This window comes from Bradyrhizobium sp. BR 10289 (assembly GCF_019455385.1).
Lineage (GTDB): Bacteria > Pseudomonadota > Alphaproteobacteria > Rhizobiales > Xanthobacteraceae > Bradyrhizobium.
Genome location: NZ_JACOFR010000016.1, coordinates 14,472 through 28,318, shown reverse-complemented (window position 1 = coordinate 28,318; position 13,847 = coordinate 14,472). Strand labels below are relative to the sequence as shown.

The window sequence follows — 13,847 nt, the reverse complement described above, 5'->3', positions numbered from 1 at the left end:
ATCCTCATTGCGAGCGCAGCGACGCAATCCAGAGTCTTTCCACGGAGGGATTCTGGATTGCTTCGCTACGCTCGCATTGACGATGTGGATGCCGTCGGGCTCCTATTTCTGCCTATCGTCATCAGGGCGAAAGTCGGGATCCATTACCCCGGTCGGTGTTGTCGAGGCGGGCTGCGGCCACCATCTACTGCAACAACGTCTCCGGTGGTGATGGGTCCCGGCTCCCGCGCGCAAATTGCGAACTGGGCCGGGACGAGATGAAGATCGGAGCCAAGCATGAACATAAAGCCCTTCGGCAAGACCGGCGCCAGCGTCTCCGTGATCGGGCAGGGCACCTGGTATCTCGACCATGGCGATCGCACGCGCGCGATCGCCGCGCTGCAGCGCGGGCTCGATCTCGGCATGACGCATATCGACACCGCCGAGATGTATGGCGATGCCGAGCTCGTCATTGCGGACGCGATCGCGGGCCGCCGCGACGAGGTGTTTCTCGTCTCGAAAGTGCTGCCGAGCAACGCCTCGCGCAAGGGAACCATCGCGGCGTGTGAACGCTCGCTGAAGCGGCTGAAGACCGATCGGCTCGATTGCTATCTGCTGCACTGGCGCGGCTCCTATCCGCTCGAGGACACGGTCGCCGCGTTCGAGGAACTGGTGAAGGCAGGCAAGATCAAGTCCTGGGGCGTCTCCAATTTCGATGCCGACGACCTCGACGAAATTCTCGACGTTGCCGGTGAGGGGCGCATTGCCTGCAACCAGGTGCTCTATCATCTCAAGGAGCGCGCGATCGAGCATGCGGTGGTCCCATGGTGCGAGCAGCACGGTGTTGCCGTGGTCGCGTATTCGCCGTTCGGCCACGATGATTTTCCGGATGCGCGCAGCAAGGGCGGCGCCGTGCTCGCGCGCATTGCCGATGCGCGTCGCGCGACGCCGCGCCAGGTCGCGCTGAGCTTTCTCACCCGTGCGACTACGGTGCTTGCGATCCCGAAGGCGTCGTCTGCCGAGCATGCCGGCGAAAATGCGGCGGCTGGTGATCTCGTGCTGACGAAAGAAGAGATTTCTGCGCTGGATGCGGCGTTTCCACGCGGTCCGAAGCCGCGTGGCCTGCCGATGCTGTAGTGCAGCAAAACGCTGCTTTGCTTGCATTCTTAATGAAGCATTGACGCGCGCGGACCTCAGCGCATATCGGCATCCTGTTTTCGGAAGTTGTGAAAGCGGCGCGTTTGTCGTTTTTTACAACCGTTCCCGAATCGTATTTCCCAGGTTCCAGCCGTGACACCGCCGCCCGCCGCAGCCGCAAGGCTCGACAGTATTCCCATGCCCATGCCGGAGAAGAAGCAGAAGACGCGCCGCGCGCCTGCGCGCGTCGATCATCCCTTCAAGGGAATCGCGCTGATCCTGCTGTCGACGGTGTTTCTCGGCTGCTCCGACATCACTGCAAAATATCTCTCGACGAGCCTGCCGTCGATCGAGATCACGTGGATCCGCTTTCTCACCTTCGCACTGATGTTCACGCCGGTGATGCTGCGGTCCTCGCCGTATTACGCGATGCGCACCGAGCGCCTCGGCATGCATGTGATGCGCGGTGCGGTGCTGCTTGGCTCCTCGCTGTTCTTCATCACGGGCCTGGGCTTCCTGCCGATCGCGGAGGCGTCCGCCACCGGCTTCGTCGCGCCGCTGTTCGTCACCGCGCTCTCGATCCTCTTCCTCGGCGAGAAGGTCGGCGTGCGCCGCTGGTTCGCGACCGCGCTCGGCCTCGTCGGCGTGCTGATCATCCTGCGGCCGGGCACCGGCGCGTTTCATGCCGCAGCTTTCTTCCCGGTCGTCTCGGCCGCCTGCTGGGCCGGCACGCTGATCCTGACGCGCATGATGAGCGGCCGTGAGGCGGTCGTCACCACCATGGCCTATTCCGCGTTGACAGGCCTTGCGATTCTCACCGCGATCGTGCCGTTCGTCTGGGTGACGCCGTCTTGGACCGCGATCGCACTCGGCATCTTCATCGGCGTCGCCTCGACCGCGGGCCAGTGGATCGTCGTGCTGGCCTATCGCTATGGCGATGCCTCGGTGCTGGCACCGTTCTCCTATTCGCAATTGTTGTGGGTCAGCATTCTCGGCTTCTTCATCTTCGGCGAGGTGCCGAGCATCTGGACTGTCATCGGCGCGGCCTTCATCGTTGCTAGCGGTCTCTATATCGCCCATCGCGAGCGCGTCCGCCGCGCCCAGCTCTTGGTGCTGGAAGAGCGTTCCCCGAACGCCTGACGCAAGTTCGCAGCTTCCGCATTGTGCTATCAACGGCTCCAACAAAAAGGGAGGAGCCGGATGCGCGCCGCGATTTTCAGGAACGGTGAGATTGTCGTCGGCGAGATGGCCGCGCCGAAGCCGGGTCCCGGCCAGGTGCTGGTCAAGACGCTCGCCTGCGGCATCTGCGGCTCCGACCTGCACGCGCGGCAGCATGCTCCACGGATGGTGGAGATGGCGAAGAAGACCGGGCGAACGCCGATGGATCTGTCGCGCGACGTGGTGTTCGGTCACGAGTTCTGTTGCGAGATTCTCGATTACGGCCCCGGCACCGAACGCAGGCTCAAACCGGGGACGCATGTCTGCTCGCTGCCCGCGCTGCTGACGCCGGAGGGCGTCAAGGGCATCGGCTATTCCAACGATTTTGTCGGCGGCTATGCGGAGCAGATGCTGCTGAGCGAGCCGCTGCTGCTCGAGGTGCCCAATGGACTTCCCCCAGAACATGCCGCGCTGACAGAGCCGCTCGCGGTCGGCGTCCACGCCGTGGCCAAGGCGAACATCTGCGGCGGCGAGGTGCCGCTGGTGATCGGCTGCGGCCCGGTCGGGCTGGCGGTCATTGCCGCGCTGAAGATCAAGGGCCTGCACCCGATCGTCGCCGCCGATTATTCCCCGGCGCGCCGCGCACTCGCGGCCAAGCTCGGCGCCGACATAGTGGTCGATCCCAGGGTATCGCAGCCCTATGCGACCTGGGCCGAGCACGCGCAGATGTCGGACGCCGAGAAGGCGGCGCGTCCTCCGCTCCAGGCGATGCTGCCGGCGCTGAAGCCTGCAATCATCTTCGAATGCGTCGGCGTGCCCGGCCTGCTGCAGCAGGTGTTCGAAGGCGCTCCGCGCGACGCAAAAATCGTCGTAGTCGGCGTCTGCATGGAGAGCGACAGGAGCGAGCCCATGCTCGGCATCATGAAGGAGCTCAACGTCCAGTATGTGCTCGGTTACACGCCGGAGGAATTCGCAAGCTCGCTGCGCCTGATCGCGGAGGGGCAGGTCGATGCCGGGGCGATGGTGACGGCGGATGTGGGCCTCGACGGTGTTGCGAAGGCGTTCGCCGAACTTGCCAATCCGGAGGCGCATACCAAGATCATGGTGCAGCCGTGGCGATGATGGTGCCGTAGTGCCGTAGGGTGGGCAAAGGCGCATCGCGCCGTGCCCACGATCTCTTCATGATCGAAACAGGTGGTGGGCACGCTACGCTTTGCCCACCCTACGAAATCTCGTTCAATACTTCGCCGGCACGTACATCTCCGGCGGCACCGGGCCGCGGTGATAGTCGGGATTGCGCACGCGCGCCGGCAGCACCACCGGGACGCGCGCGACCTCCTGATACGGGATCTGCGTCAGCAGATGCGCGATGCAGTTGAGGCGTGCGCGCTTCTTGTCGACGGCATCGACGATCCACCACGGGCTATCAGGCAGATGCGTGTGCTCCAGCATCGTTTCCTTGGCCTTGGTGTAGGCTTCCCAGCGGCTGCGGGCCTCGACATCCATCGGGCTCAGCTTCCACTGCTTGAGCGGATCCTTGATGCGCATGGTGAAGCGGAACTGCTGCTCGTCGTCGGTGATCGAGAACCAGTATTTGACCAGGATGATGCCGGAGCGGATCAGCATCCGCTCGAACTCCGGCACGGTCTGGAAGAACTCCTGGTACTGCTCCTCGGTGCAGAAGCCCATCACGCGCTCGACGCCGGCGCGGTTGTACCAGCTGCGGTCGAACAGCACGATCTCGCCACCGGCCGGCAAATGCGACACGTAGCGCTGGAAATACCATTGCGTGCGCTCGCGCTCGCTCGGCGCGGGCAGCGCCGCGACGCGACAGATGCGAGGATTGAGGCGCTGGGTGATGCGCTTGATCACGCCGCCCTTGCCGGCGGAATCCCGGCCCTCGAACAGCACCACGACCTTCTTCTTCTCGGCTTGCACCCAGTCCTGCAGCTTGACCAGCTCGCCCTGGAGGCGGAGCAGCTCGCGGAAATACAGCTTGCGATCCACCGTCGGGCTCGGCGTATCGGTCTCGTTCAGCAGCTCGTCGAGACGAGCGTCATCCAGCTCCATCTCCAGCTCTTCGTCGAGGTCGTCTGTCATCTCCCGGATGATGCGCTCGCGTTTGGCCATTTCAGGGGTGCGGTCGGATGCGGTCATGGGTCCTTCTCAAGGCAGACGTGCCTGTCGCTGTGACCATCGGCGGGGTTTATTGCACCCTTGTGACAACGGTAGCAGGGTGGTCGTCACACCGGCAGCGCGATCGAATATTTGACCTGGCTGAGCGCAAAGCTGGACTCGATCGAGGCGATGCCGTCGAGCCGGGTCAGTTTGGTCTTCAGGAAGGTCTCGTAGGAGGCGAGGTCGGCGGCGACGACGCGCAGGAGGTAGTCCCGGTTGCCGGTCATCAGATAGCATTCCAGCACCTCGTCCCATTTCGAGATGGCGCGGGCAAAGCGATTGAGGTCCTCCTCCTTCTGCCGCGCCAGCTTGATCGAGATGAAGACGCTGACATGCAGCCCCAGCGCCTTCTGGTCGACGGTCGCGATGTAGCGCGAGATGACGCCGCGCTGTTCCAGCAGCTTGACCCGGCGATGGCAGGGCGAGACCGAGAGCCCGACCTTGTCGGCGAGCTCCTGCATGGTCAGCCGGCTGTCGGTCTGGAGCAAAGCGAGAATCTTGCGGTCGATGGCGTCGAGCTCGGGCATTGGGATGAAACCTGTGTCTGGAGCGGTCGATTGGTAAATTATCCCAATATTGAGAGGTATGGCGCGAAAAATTGAGAAGTTTGGTGCCGCCCGCAGGCGTATGATCCGCCTTATTTTCCGGAGCATCGCCATGCCCGTCGATTCCGCGCGCCTCGACACCCTGACCGCACTGGCCCGCAAGGCGCTGTGGCTGTCGTCGTGGACCATCCACCACGCCAACCACATCCGGCCCAATGCGGACGGGCTCAAGGTCGGGGGACATCAGGCCTCATCCGCCTCGCTCGCCACCATCATGTCGGCGCTGTATTTCCACGTGCTGCGGCCGGAGGATCGCGTCGCGGTGAAGCCGCATGCGAGCCCGGTGTTCCACGCCATCCAGTATTTGTTCGGCCGGCAGAGCCGCGAGAAGCTGGAGAATTTCCGCGGCTTCAAGGGCGCGCAGTCCTATCCCTCGCGCACCAAGGACGTCGACGACGTCGATTTCTCGACCGGCTCGGTCGGTCTCGGCGTCGCGCAGACGCTGTTCGCCTCGCTGGTGCAGGACTACGTCAAGGCGCATGGCTGGATGAAGGACCGCCGCGAAGGGCGGATGATCGCGCTCGTCGGCGACGCCGAGATGGATGAGGGCAATATCTGGGAGGCGCTAGCCGAGGGCTGGAAGCACGGCCTGCGCAACACCTGGTGGGTGGTCGACTACAACCGCCAGTCGCTCGACGCCGTCGTGCGCGAAGGTCTGTGGGAAAAGTTCGAGACCATGTTCCGCAATTTCGGCTGGGACGTCGTCATCGTGAAATACGGCCGGCTGATGCGCGAGGCCTTTGCCGAACCCGGCGGCGAGGCGCTGAAGACCTGGATCGACAATTGCCCGAACGCGCTCTACGCCGCGCTGTGCTTTCAGGGCGGCGGCGCCTTCAGAAAACATCTGCACGACGAGATCGGCGACCAGGGGCCAATCACAAAACTGATCGACAAGCGCAGCGACGAGGAGCTGCTGGCGCTGATGTCGAATCTCGGCGGCCACGACATGGCGAGCATGGTCGACGCCTTCGAGTCCATCGACCACGATCGCCCGGTCTGCTTCATCGCCTACACCATCAAGGGCGTCGGCCTGCCGTTTCAGGGCCACAAGGACAACCATGCCGGCCTGATGACGGTCGCGCAGATGGAGAAATATCGCGAGAGCCAGAATATTCGTCCCGGCCACGAATGGGACAAGTACGAAGGTCTCGCGCAAAGTGCCGCCGAGCTCGATGCCTTCCTCGCGCGCGTGCCGTTCAACCAGGACGGCCGCCGTCTGAGTGCGCCCGTGGTCGAGGTGCCCGCCCAGCTCACCTTCAAGCCATCGCCGCAGATGTCGACGCAGCAGGGCTTTGGCCTCGTGCTCAACGAGATCGCGCGCGGCGACAGTGAACTGGCAAAACGCATCGTCACGACCTCGCCCGACGTCACAGTCTCGACCAATCTCGGTCCGTGGGTGAACCGCCGCGGCCTGTTCGCGCGCGCCGAAAAGGCGGACTTATTCCGCAGCGAGAAAATTCCATCGACCTACAATTGGGACGCCTCGCCGAAGGGTCAGCATCTCGAGCTCGGCATCGCCGAGATGAACCTGTTCATCATGCTCTCGGCGCTCGGCTTGTCGCACCAGATCAACGGCGCGCGGCTGCTGCCGGTCGGTACGCTCTACGATCCCTTCATCGAGCGCGGGCTCGATGCGCTGAACTATGCCTGCTACCAGGATGCCCGCTTCATGGTGGCGGCAACGCCCTCCGGCATCACGCTCGCGCCCGAAGGCGGCGCGCATCAGTCGATCGCAACGCCGCTGATCGGCTTGGCGCAGGACGGGCTTGCCTCGTTCGAGCCGGCCTTCGTCGACGAGCTCGCCGTGATCATGGGCTGGGGCTTTGGGCACATGCAGCGCGAGCCGGGCGAGGGCGGCTCGGTGTATTTGCGGCTCTCGACGCGCAGCATCGAGCAAGCCCAGCGCATCATGACGCCGGAACTGCAGCAGGGCATCACCGACGGCGCCTATTGGCTGCGCAAGCCGGGCCCGAATGCCGAGCTCGTGATCGCCTACACCGGCGCGGTGGCGCCGGAAGCGATCGAGGCGACCGGCTTTATCGGCGAGAGCCGCCGCGACATCGGCCTGCTCGCGATCACCTCGGCCGACCGCCTGCATGCGGGCTGGACCGCCGCACGGAAATTGCGGCGCGACCGGCGCGGCGTGCAGCATCTCAGCCACATCGAAAAGCTGCTGGCGCCGTTGCCGCGCGACTGCGGCCTCGTGACCGTGATCGACGGCCACCCCTCCGCGCTCGGTTGGCTCGGCAGCGTCCGCGGCCATCGCGTCGAGGCACTCGGCGTCGAGCAGTTCGGCCAGACCGGCAGCATCGCTGACCTCTATCGCCATTACGGCATCGATGCCAACGCCATCATCGATGCGGCCGAAAGCCTCACCACGGGCGCGCCGATCGTGCATCGCAAGATGGCGGTGTAGTCGGGGTAACCGGAGCGATAATGCGCGCTCCGGAATGACGGCTGCACCACCTTGCCACGTTCCCGCCATCGGCTCATATAACCTCCGTCCGCCGCAACGCTGGCCCCGCATATGGCGGGTTCAATTGCCGGCGCTTTCGTGCAAGGATGCCGGCCGAAACGCCCCCACCATGCCCCCAAGAAGAGGTTAACGATGGTCAATCGCATGCAATTCTACATCGACGGCGCCTGGGTCGATCCTGCCGTCAAGAAGTCCACCGCCGTGGTCAACCCCGCGACGGAAGAGGCGATGTACGAGGTTGCGCTGGGCTCCAAGGCTGACGTGGACAAGGCGGTCGCCGCCGCCAAGCGCGCCTTTGCGACGTTCTCCCAGACCAGCCGCGAGGAGCGCGTCGCGCTGCTCACCAAGGTGATCGAGGTCTACAAGACCCGTCTCAAGGAGATCGGCGCCGCCGTCTCCGACGAGATGGGCGCGCCGCTGCCGATGGCGGAAAAGCTGCAGGCCGGCGCCGGTCTCGGCCATCTCATGACCACGCTCGACGTGCTCAAGAACTATCATTTCGAAGAACCTATCGGCACCGCCATGGTGCTGCGCGAGCCGATCGGTGTGGTCGGCATGATCACGCCCTGGAACTGGCCGCTCAACCAGATCGCCTGCAAGGTCGCGCCCGCGCTCGCCGCCGGCTGCACCATGATCCTGAAGCCCTCGGAGTTCACCCCGACCTCGGCTTTGATCTTCGCGGAAATCCTCCATGAAGCCGGCGTGCCGAAGGGCGTGTTCAACCTCGTCAATGGCCTCGGCCCCGAGGTCGGCGCCGCCATGAGCGAGCACCCCGACATCGACATGATCTCGTTTACCGGCTCGACCCGCGCCGGCATCGATGTGGCCAAGCGCGCCGCTCCCACCGTCAAGCGCGTCAGCCAGGAGCTCGGCGGCAAGTCGCCGAACGTCATCCTCGAAGGTGCTGACCTCCAGAAGGCGGTGACCGGCGGCGTGATGCACATGTTCAACAACTCCGGCCAGTCCTGCAACGCGCCCTCGCGCATGATCGTGCCGGCTTCGAAGATGAAGGAAGTCGCCGCGATCGCGAAGGCCGTCGCCGACAAGACCAAGGCGGGCGATCCGCGCGCCGAGGGCACCACGATCGGCCCCGTGGTCAACCGCGGCCAGTGGGACAAGATCCAGGGCCTGATCAAGAAGGGCATCGACGAGGGCGCAACGCTCGTCGCCGGCGGCCCGGGTCTGCCCGAGGGCGTCAACAAGGGCTTCTATGTCCGTCCGACCATCTTCGCCGACGTCACGCCCGACATGACGATCGCGCGCGAGGAGATCTTCGGACCGGTGCTGACCATCATCGGCGCCAAGGACGAAGCCGACGCCGTCAAGATCGCCAACGACACGCCGTATGGCCTCGCCGGCTACGTCTACGGTCCCTCGGTCGAGGATGCCAAGCGCGTCGGCCGCCAGATCCGCGCCGGCAACGTCAACCTCCAGGGCGTGCCCAACGACCGCACCGCGCCGTTCGGCGGCTACAAGCAGTCGGGCAACGGCCGCGAGTGGGGCAAGTACGGCCTCGAGGATTTCCTCGAAGTGAAGGCGGTCGCGGGTTTCAACGCGGCGTAAGTTTTAAGCCGAGGACGACATGACGCCGGAGCGGGAAACCGCTCCGGCGTTTCTTTGTTTTGCTCCGCCGTCATTCCGGGGCGTCGCGAAGCGACGAGCCCGGAATCCATTTATCTGCACACTCTGTCGCACGATGGATTCCGGGCTCGCGCCGAAGACGGCGCGCCCCGGAATGACGATGGAGGCGAGAGACCCTATCCCCCCACTGCGCCCTGCGTATTCACATACAGCGCATAGATCGACTGGCTCGCGGCCATGAACAGGCGGTTGCGCTTGACGCCGCCGAAGCAGAGATTGGCACAGCGTTCGGGCAATGCGATACGCCCGATCATGACGCCATCGGGCGCGAACACCACGACGCCGTCGAGCTCGGGATCGCCCATGCCCCAGCCGCACCAGAGATTGCCGTCGATGTCGACGCGGAATCCGTCCGGCGTGCCGGGGCCTGCATCGATGAAGACGCGCTTATTCGAAAGCTCGTCGCCGGAAGGCGAAACATCATAGGCGAGAATTTTGCGGGTCGGCACGCCGCGGGATTCGATGACGTAGAGGATTTTCTCGTCCGGCGAGAAGGCGAGCCCGTTCGGCCCGAGCACGCCCTCGGCGACGATGGTGGCTTTGCGGGTCTCCGGGTCGAGCCTGTAGACGTTCATGTCGATCTCGCTCTCGGCCTTGTAGCCTTCGTAATTGCCGAGCAGGCCGAAGGTCGGATCGGTGAACCAGATGGAGCCGTCCGATTTGACGACGACGTCGTTCGGCGAATTCAACCGCTTGCCGTTGAATTGATCCATCAGCACGGTGATGCTGCCGTCATATTCGGTGCGGGTCACGCGGCGCCCGCCGTGCTCGCAGGTGACGAGCCGGCCCTGCCGGTCGCGCGTATTGCCGTTGGCGAAATTCGACGGTTTTCGGAACACGGAAACCGCGCCGGTCTCTTCCTCCCATTTGATGATGCGCTGGTTCGGAATGTCGCTGCACAGCAGATAGCGCCCGTCGCCGAACCACACGGGGCCCTCGGCCCAGCGCAGGCCGGTCGCCAGCCGCTCCACCGCCGACAGTTTCAGCCAGTATTTTTCGAAGCGGGGATCCAGTGCTTTGATCGCGGGATCAGGGTAATAGGTCGCCGGCCGCCAGCCTGGCCGTTCCTGGGACGATGCCTCATTCATGTCGGTTCTCTCGTTTCGTTCCCTCTGGACATTCCTGCTATCATTAGAGACACGTGACCGCAAATTGGTCACCAACGGCGAGGAACGACATGCCGCGTATTTTGATGACGGGAGCTGCGGGCGGAATCGGCACGCGCCTGCGAAAACTGCTGCCGCCGATCTACCCTGATCTCCTGCTCTCCGACATCAAGCCGCCGGCCGATCTCGGCGCGAACGAGCAGTTCAGGGCGGCGGACCTCGCCGACCTCGCGCAATGCGAGGCGATCTGCGAGGGCATCGACGGCATCCTCCATTTCGGCGGCTATTCGGTCGAAGGCACCTGGGACCAGATCCTCCAGGCCAACATCATCGGTGGCTACAATCTGTTCGAGGCCGCGTACCGCAAGGGCGTCAAGCGCGTGGTGTTCGCCTCGTCGAACCATGCCGTCGGCTTCTATCCGCGCCACCACAGGATCGGCACCGACGTCACCCCGCGCCCGGACGGGCGCTACGGCGTCAGCAAGGTCTTTGGCGAGGCGGTCGGCGCGCTCTATGCCGACAAGCACGGGCTGAAGGTGACGTGTCTGCGCATCGGCAATTTCGGCGACATGCCGCTCGACCAGCGCCGGATGTCGATCTGGCTCAAGCCCGACGACCTCGTGCAGCTCTGCCGCATCGGGTTAGAGCATCCCGACATCCATTTCGAGGTGTTCTACGGCGCCTCCCTCAACGACCGCGCCTGGTGGGACAACCATCGCGCCTATGAATTCGGCTATCGCCCCACCGGCCGCTCCGAGGATTTCCGCGAGCACGCCATGGCCGAGCAGGCCAAGCTGAAGCCGGATCCGGTCGGCGATTATTTCCAGGGCGGCACGTTCTGCAGCATGGAGTTCGATGCCGATCCGAGCCGGATCATCGATTGGAACAAGCGGTAGGGCGCGATAACGTGGCTCACGCTGTTGCGGCAGCGGAGGTGCACTCCCTCGCCCCGTTCTTACGGGGAGAGGGCTGGGGTGAGGGGCGGCTGCCGCGAGGACGATAGAAGTTAGACTCGCTGCCACTCACCACACCGGTCATTGCGAGCGTAGCGAAGCAATCCAGAATCCCTCCGCGGAAAGATCCTGGATTGCTTCGCTGCGCTCGCAATGACGTGTTGAAGGCGCGTTGCTGCCAGTGAGCATACGACTCGCGGAGAGTCCCCCTCACCCGGAATTCCCGCTTTCAGCGCGAATTCCGGCCTCTCCCCGCAAGCGGGGAGAGGCGAAGAAGGGCCCGCGTCTGCCGATTGACTTAGATCAACGTCACTCCGGCCATCTCCGGCTCTCAATTCGTGCAGACGCAGTTCGAGAGCCACGACAATGAGACTCAAATTGTCAGCTGTCGCATTCCTCGCGCTGATCGCGTCAGCGCCGGCGCAAGCCGCCGCGCTCAGCGAGGCCGAAGCCACCTTCCTCGACCAGCTCGTCACCGCATCCGTGGTGCTCGAACAACGCTGCGACGGCTACGAGGTCGACGGTACCGGCGGCGTCCAACGCGGCGCCCGGCTGCTCGGCAGCCCCGAAGCCGCGATGGCCATGATCGACGCCTATGCTGCCGCCATCAAGGCGCGCGACGGCGAGAGCTACGATCCCGGCAAATTCCGCCCCGAAGTGTCCGACGCAGCCGCCAAGACGTTCAGGCGCGTCCGGACGGCTTTGATCAGGGACCCGGAACGGGCCTGTGCGGATTATGGCAATGCCGGCGTGGATAGCGGTCTGTTGAGGCGGTACTGAGCGGGTGACAAGTTTTGATTGACGAGGGCTGCCTCTACGCTCCGCTCGCAAATCCCACGAACGTCGTCGCTTCGTCGACCGACTTGCGTTCGGATACGACGGCATTGGCGGGAAAGCTGTGATCCGGCCAGCCCAACGCGATGCTCTTCATGATCACCTGATCGTCCGCGATCCCGGCATGCTCGCGCACGACCGGGGATTGCATGATGCCCTGGCTGTTGATCACGGCGCCAAGCCCGCGCGACCAGGCCGCGTTGACGAGCGCGGTCGCCACGGCGCCACAGTCGAAGGCGGTATCGTCGCTGGAGGCCAATACGCGATCGTAGGTGATGATCACGCACACGGGCGCGTCGAACTGGCGAAAGCCGCGCAGCACCCAGTCTTGTCGCTGCTGCTTGTCGTCTCGCGCAATTCCCATCGCGCTGAACAATTGCTTGGCAACGCCGATCTGGCGTTCGCGATGCACGCCCTCGAACGGCTGGCCGATTCGAAATTCGCGAGAATGCGGAACGCCCGCCAGGTTGCGCTCGGTATTGCCCTGACGGATACGGTCCAGCGGTTCTCCGGTGATGACGTAGAAATTCCACGGCTGAGTATTCATCGACGATGGCGCGCGCATCGCCAGCGCCAGGATTTCCTTGATCAATTCCGGCGGGACAGGGTCGGGCTTGTAGCCGCGAATGCTGCGGCGGCCGAGAATGACATCATCAAATTCCATTGTGCGGCATCCTGAAATTGGCACGATGCCGCGTTCTCCCTCACGGTTTTGATCATGTCCATAGCTTTGCACGGGCTTGACTTGCGAGGAGGTCCTGGTCCGGCCGCTTGATCGCCCGCGATCCGGCCTGCTGACCTGCCGGCGGTCGGGTTTGCGCTGCCTTAGGCAGCGGGTTGACTTGGACGTGATTTCATATATGCAATTATGAAATCATATATAAAATAAGCGGAGCCAAGCCCGATGACTGATGCGATCACTAACCCCAACGATCCGCGTCGGCGCATGTTTGGCGACTACCGGCTCAAGCCCAACAGCGGGGTCAATCCGCCTTACTCGCCGGCCTATCCGGTGGAATGGGGCTGCACCCTGCGCACCATCGAGGTCATGACCCGCGTTGCGCCGGGCAAGGTCGCAGCGCTGCTTGCCGACACGCCGTTCGAGATCGCGAGCGATCGCGTTGCCTTCCGCTTTATGCGTTCGCCTGGCCATTCCCTCGCCGTGCACGCGGGCGAGATGTTCGACCTGATGATTTCCGTGCCCGTTCGTTACAAGGGGCTGTTCACGGAGACGCACATCTTCATGTATTGCAGCGATCCCATGGGAATCTGCGCCGGACGCGAGGTGTTCGGCTACACCAAGAAGGACACCGATTACGCATTCGACGAGCGCCCGGATGGATCGATCACCGGATGGGTCCGCCGCCGCGGCATTCCGCTGGCTGATTTCGCTTTCACGCCGGATGCATCCGCACCGGTCGTCCGGATCGTCGATGGCGATGAGCTACCGGCCGGTGAAATCCACGTGCGCCGCCTGCCGCATCCCGAACATCTCGGAACGGCCTACGCGGACATCGCCTACCGCCGCACGCCCTTGAAATACTCTGCGCCGTTGCCGGGCCGCGCTGCCATGACGCTGCATGCCAGCGAGTACGACCCGATCGCCGAGCTTGATCCGGAAATCCTCGGCGCTCACTTCATGGTGTCGGACGTCTATGGCGGCGGGTTCGAGGTTGAGGACCGGCGGCTGATCGAGCGGCTGAGTCCGTAACGAAACGATCAGCCACGCGCAAGACAGGCGCGGGCGGCAAAGCACCGTGCGCAAAAGCACGGGCAAGCA

General features: G+C 64.0%; 12 protein-coding genes. 8 read left to right on the top strand and 4 right to left on the bottom strand.

From position 1 onward, the window contains the following. Positions 1–276: 276 nt before the first annotated feature. From HYH08_RS23985 to HYH08_RS23975, 3 genes are all read left to right on the top strand, one after another. Positions 277–1,116 carry an aldo/keto reductase gene (locus HYH08_RS23985; RefSeq protein WP_220012294.1) on the top strand — a complete coding sequence of 280 codons (840 nt, stop codon included), beginning with the start codon at positions 277–279 and terminating at the stop codon, positions 1,114–1,116. Between the two features lie 198 nt (positions 1,117–1,314). Beyond that, entirely contained in the window at positions 1,315–2,256 is a 942-nt protein-coding gene (locus tag HYH08_RS23980; RefSeq protein WP_220012430.1) for a DMT family transporter, read from the top strand. A gap of 60 nt (positions 2,257–2,316) precedes the next feature. Then, entirely contained in the window at positions 2,317–3,396 is a 1,080-nt protein-coding gene (locus HYH08_RS23975; RefSeq protein WP_220012293.1) for a zinc-binding dehydrogenase, read from the top strand. Positions 3,397–3,510: 114 nt separating this feature from the next. Here HYH08_RS23975 and ppk2 read toward each other — a convergent pair whose 3' ends face one another. Continuing rightward, positions 3,511–4,431, bottom strand: a complete 921-nt coding sequence (gene ppk2, locus HYH08_RS23970) for a polyphosphate kinase 2 (protein ID WP_220012292.1) — start codon at positions 4,429–4,431, stop codon at positions 3,511–3,513. An 86-nt stretch (positions 4,432–4,517) separates the two neighbouring features. Continuing rightward, positions 4,518–4,979: an Lrp/AsnC family transcriptional regulator gene (locus HYH08_RS23965; RefSeq protein WP_220012291.1), complete on the bottom strand. Its 462-nt coding sequence runs from the start codon at positions 4,977–4,979 to the stop codon at positions 4,518–4,520. A 130-nt stretch (positions 4,980–5,109) separates the two neighbouring features. Between HYH08_RS23965 and HYH08_RS23960 the strand changes: the two genes are divergently transcribed. Both HYH08_RS23960 and HYH08_RS23955 read left to right on the top strand, forming a co-directional pair. Beyond that, positions 5,110–7,473 (top strand): thiamine pyrophosphate-binding protein, encoded by a 2,364-nt coding sequence (locus HYH08_RS23960; protein WP_220012290.1) that lies wholly within the window; start codon positions 5,110–5,112, stop codon positions 7,471–7,473. 192 nt (positions 7,474–7,665) lie between these two features. Further along, positions 7,666–9,096 carry an aldehyde dehydrogenase family protein gene (locus HYH08_RS23955; protein WP_220012289.1) on the top strand — a complete coding sequence of 477 codons (1,431 nt, stop codon included), beginning with the start codon at positions 7,666–7,668 and terminating at the stop codon, positions 9,094–9,096. Between the two features lie 194 nt (positions 9,097–9,290). Here HYH08_RS23955 and HYH08_RS23950 read toward each other — a convergent pair whose 3' ends face one another. Beyond that, positions 9,291–10,262, bottom strand: a complete 972-nt coding sequence (locus tag HYH08_RS23950; protein ID WP_220012288.1) for an SMP-30/gluconolactonase/LRE family protein — start codon at positions 10,260–10,262, stop codon at positions 9,291–9,293. An 89-nt stretch (positions 10,263–10,351) separates the two neighbouring features. Between HYH08_RS23950 and HYH08_RS23945 the strand changes: the two genes are divergently transcribed. Both HYH08_RS23945 and HYH08_RS23940 read left to right on the top strand, forming a co-directional pair. Further along, the gene (locus tag HYH08_RS23945) at positions 10,352–11,176 is read left to right on the top strand and encodes an NAD-dependent epimerase/dehydratase family protein (RefSeq protein WP_220012287.1); all 825 of its coding nucleotides are present in this window, start codon (positions 10,352–10,354) and stop codon (positions 11,174–11,176) included. Between the two features lie 423 nt (positions 11,177–11,599). Further along, positions 11,600–12,013 (top strand): hypothetical protein, encoded by a 414-nt coding sequence (locus HYH08_RS23940; protein ID WP_220012286.1) that lies wholly within the window; start codon positions 11,600–11,602, stop codon positions 12,011–12,013. A 34-nt stretch (positions 12,014–12,047) separates the two neighbouring features. On the opposite strand, the gene HYH08_RS23935 is transcribed toward HYH08_RS23940, so the two are convergent. Then, the gene (locus HYH08_RS23935; RefSeq protein ID WP_220012285.1) at positions 12,048–12,731 is read right to left on the bottom strand and encodes a nitroreductase; all 684 of its coding nucleotides are present in this window, start codon (positions 12,729–12,731) and stop codon (positions 12,048–12,050) included. 240 nt (positions 12,732–12,971) lie between these two features. Between HYH08_RS23935 and HYH08_RS23930 the strand changes: the two genes are divergently transcribed. Then, on the top strand, positions 12,972–13,778 hold the full coding sequence (locus tag HYH08_RS23930; RefSeq protein WP_220012284.1) for an acetoacetate decarboxylase family protein: 807 nt from the start codon (positions 12,972–12,974) through the stop codon (positions 13,776–13,778). The last annotated feature ends 69 nt before the right edge of the window (positions 13,779–13,847 follow it).

Bases quoted from the DNA above. Each gene is read 5' to 3' on its own strand.
- HYH08_RS23985 (WP_220012294.1), top strand. From the start codon at position 277: ATGAACATAAAGCCCTTCGGCAAGACCGGCGCCAGCGTCTCCGTGATC.
- HYH08_RS23980 (WP_220012430.1), top strand. From the start codon at position 1,315: ATGCCCATGCCGGAGAAGAAGCAGAAGACGCGCCGCGCGCCTGCGCGC.
- HYH08_RS23975 (WP_220012293.1), top strand. From the start codon at position 2,317: ATGCGCGCCGCGATTTTCAGGAACGGTGAGATTGTCGTCGGCGAGATG.
- ppk2 (WP_220012292.1), bottom strand. From the start codon at position 4,431: ATGACCGCATCCGACCGCACCCCTGAAATGGCCAAACGCGAGCGCATC.
- HYH08_RS23965 (WP_220012291.1), bottom strand. From the start codon at position 4,979: ATGCCCGAGCTCGACGCCATCGACCGCAAGATTCTCGCTTTGCTCCAG.
- HYH08_RS23960 (WP_220012290.1), top strand. From the start codon at position 5,110: ATGCCCGTCGATTCCGCGCGCCTCGACACCCTGACCGCACTGGCCCGC.
- HYH08_RS23955 (WP_220012289.1), top strand. From the start codon at position 7,666: ATGGTCAATCGCATGCAATTCTACATCGACGGCGCCTGGGTCGATCCT.
- HYH08_RS23950 (WP_220012288.1), bottom strand. From the start codon at position 10,262: ATGAATGAGGCATCGTCCCAGGAACGGCCAGGCTGGCGGCCGGCGACC.
- HYH08_RS23945 (WP_220012287.1), top strand. From the start codon at position 10,352: ATGCCGCGTATTTTGATGACGGGAGCTGCGGGCGGAATCGGCACGCGC.
- HYH08_RS23940 (WP_220012286.1), top strand. From the start codon at position 11,600: ATGAGACTCAAATTGTCAGCTGTCGCATTCCTCGCGCTGATCGCGTCA.
- HYH08_RS23935 (WP_220012285.1), bottom strand. From the start codon at position 12,731: ATGGAATTTGATGATGTCATTCTCGGCCGCCGCAGCATTCGCGGCTAC.
- HYH08_RS23930 (WP_220012284.1), top strand. From the start codon at position 12,972: ATGACTGATGCGATCACTAACCCCAACGATCCGCGTCGGCGCATGTTT.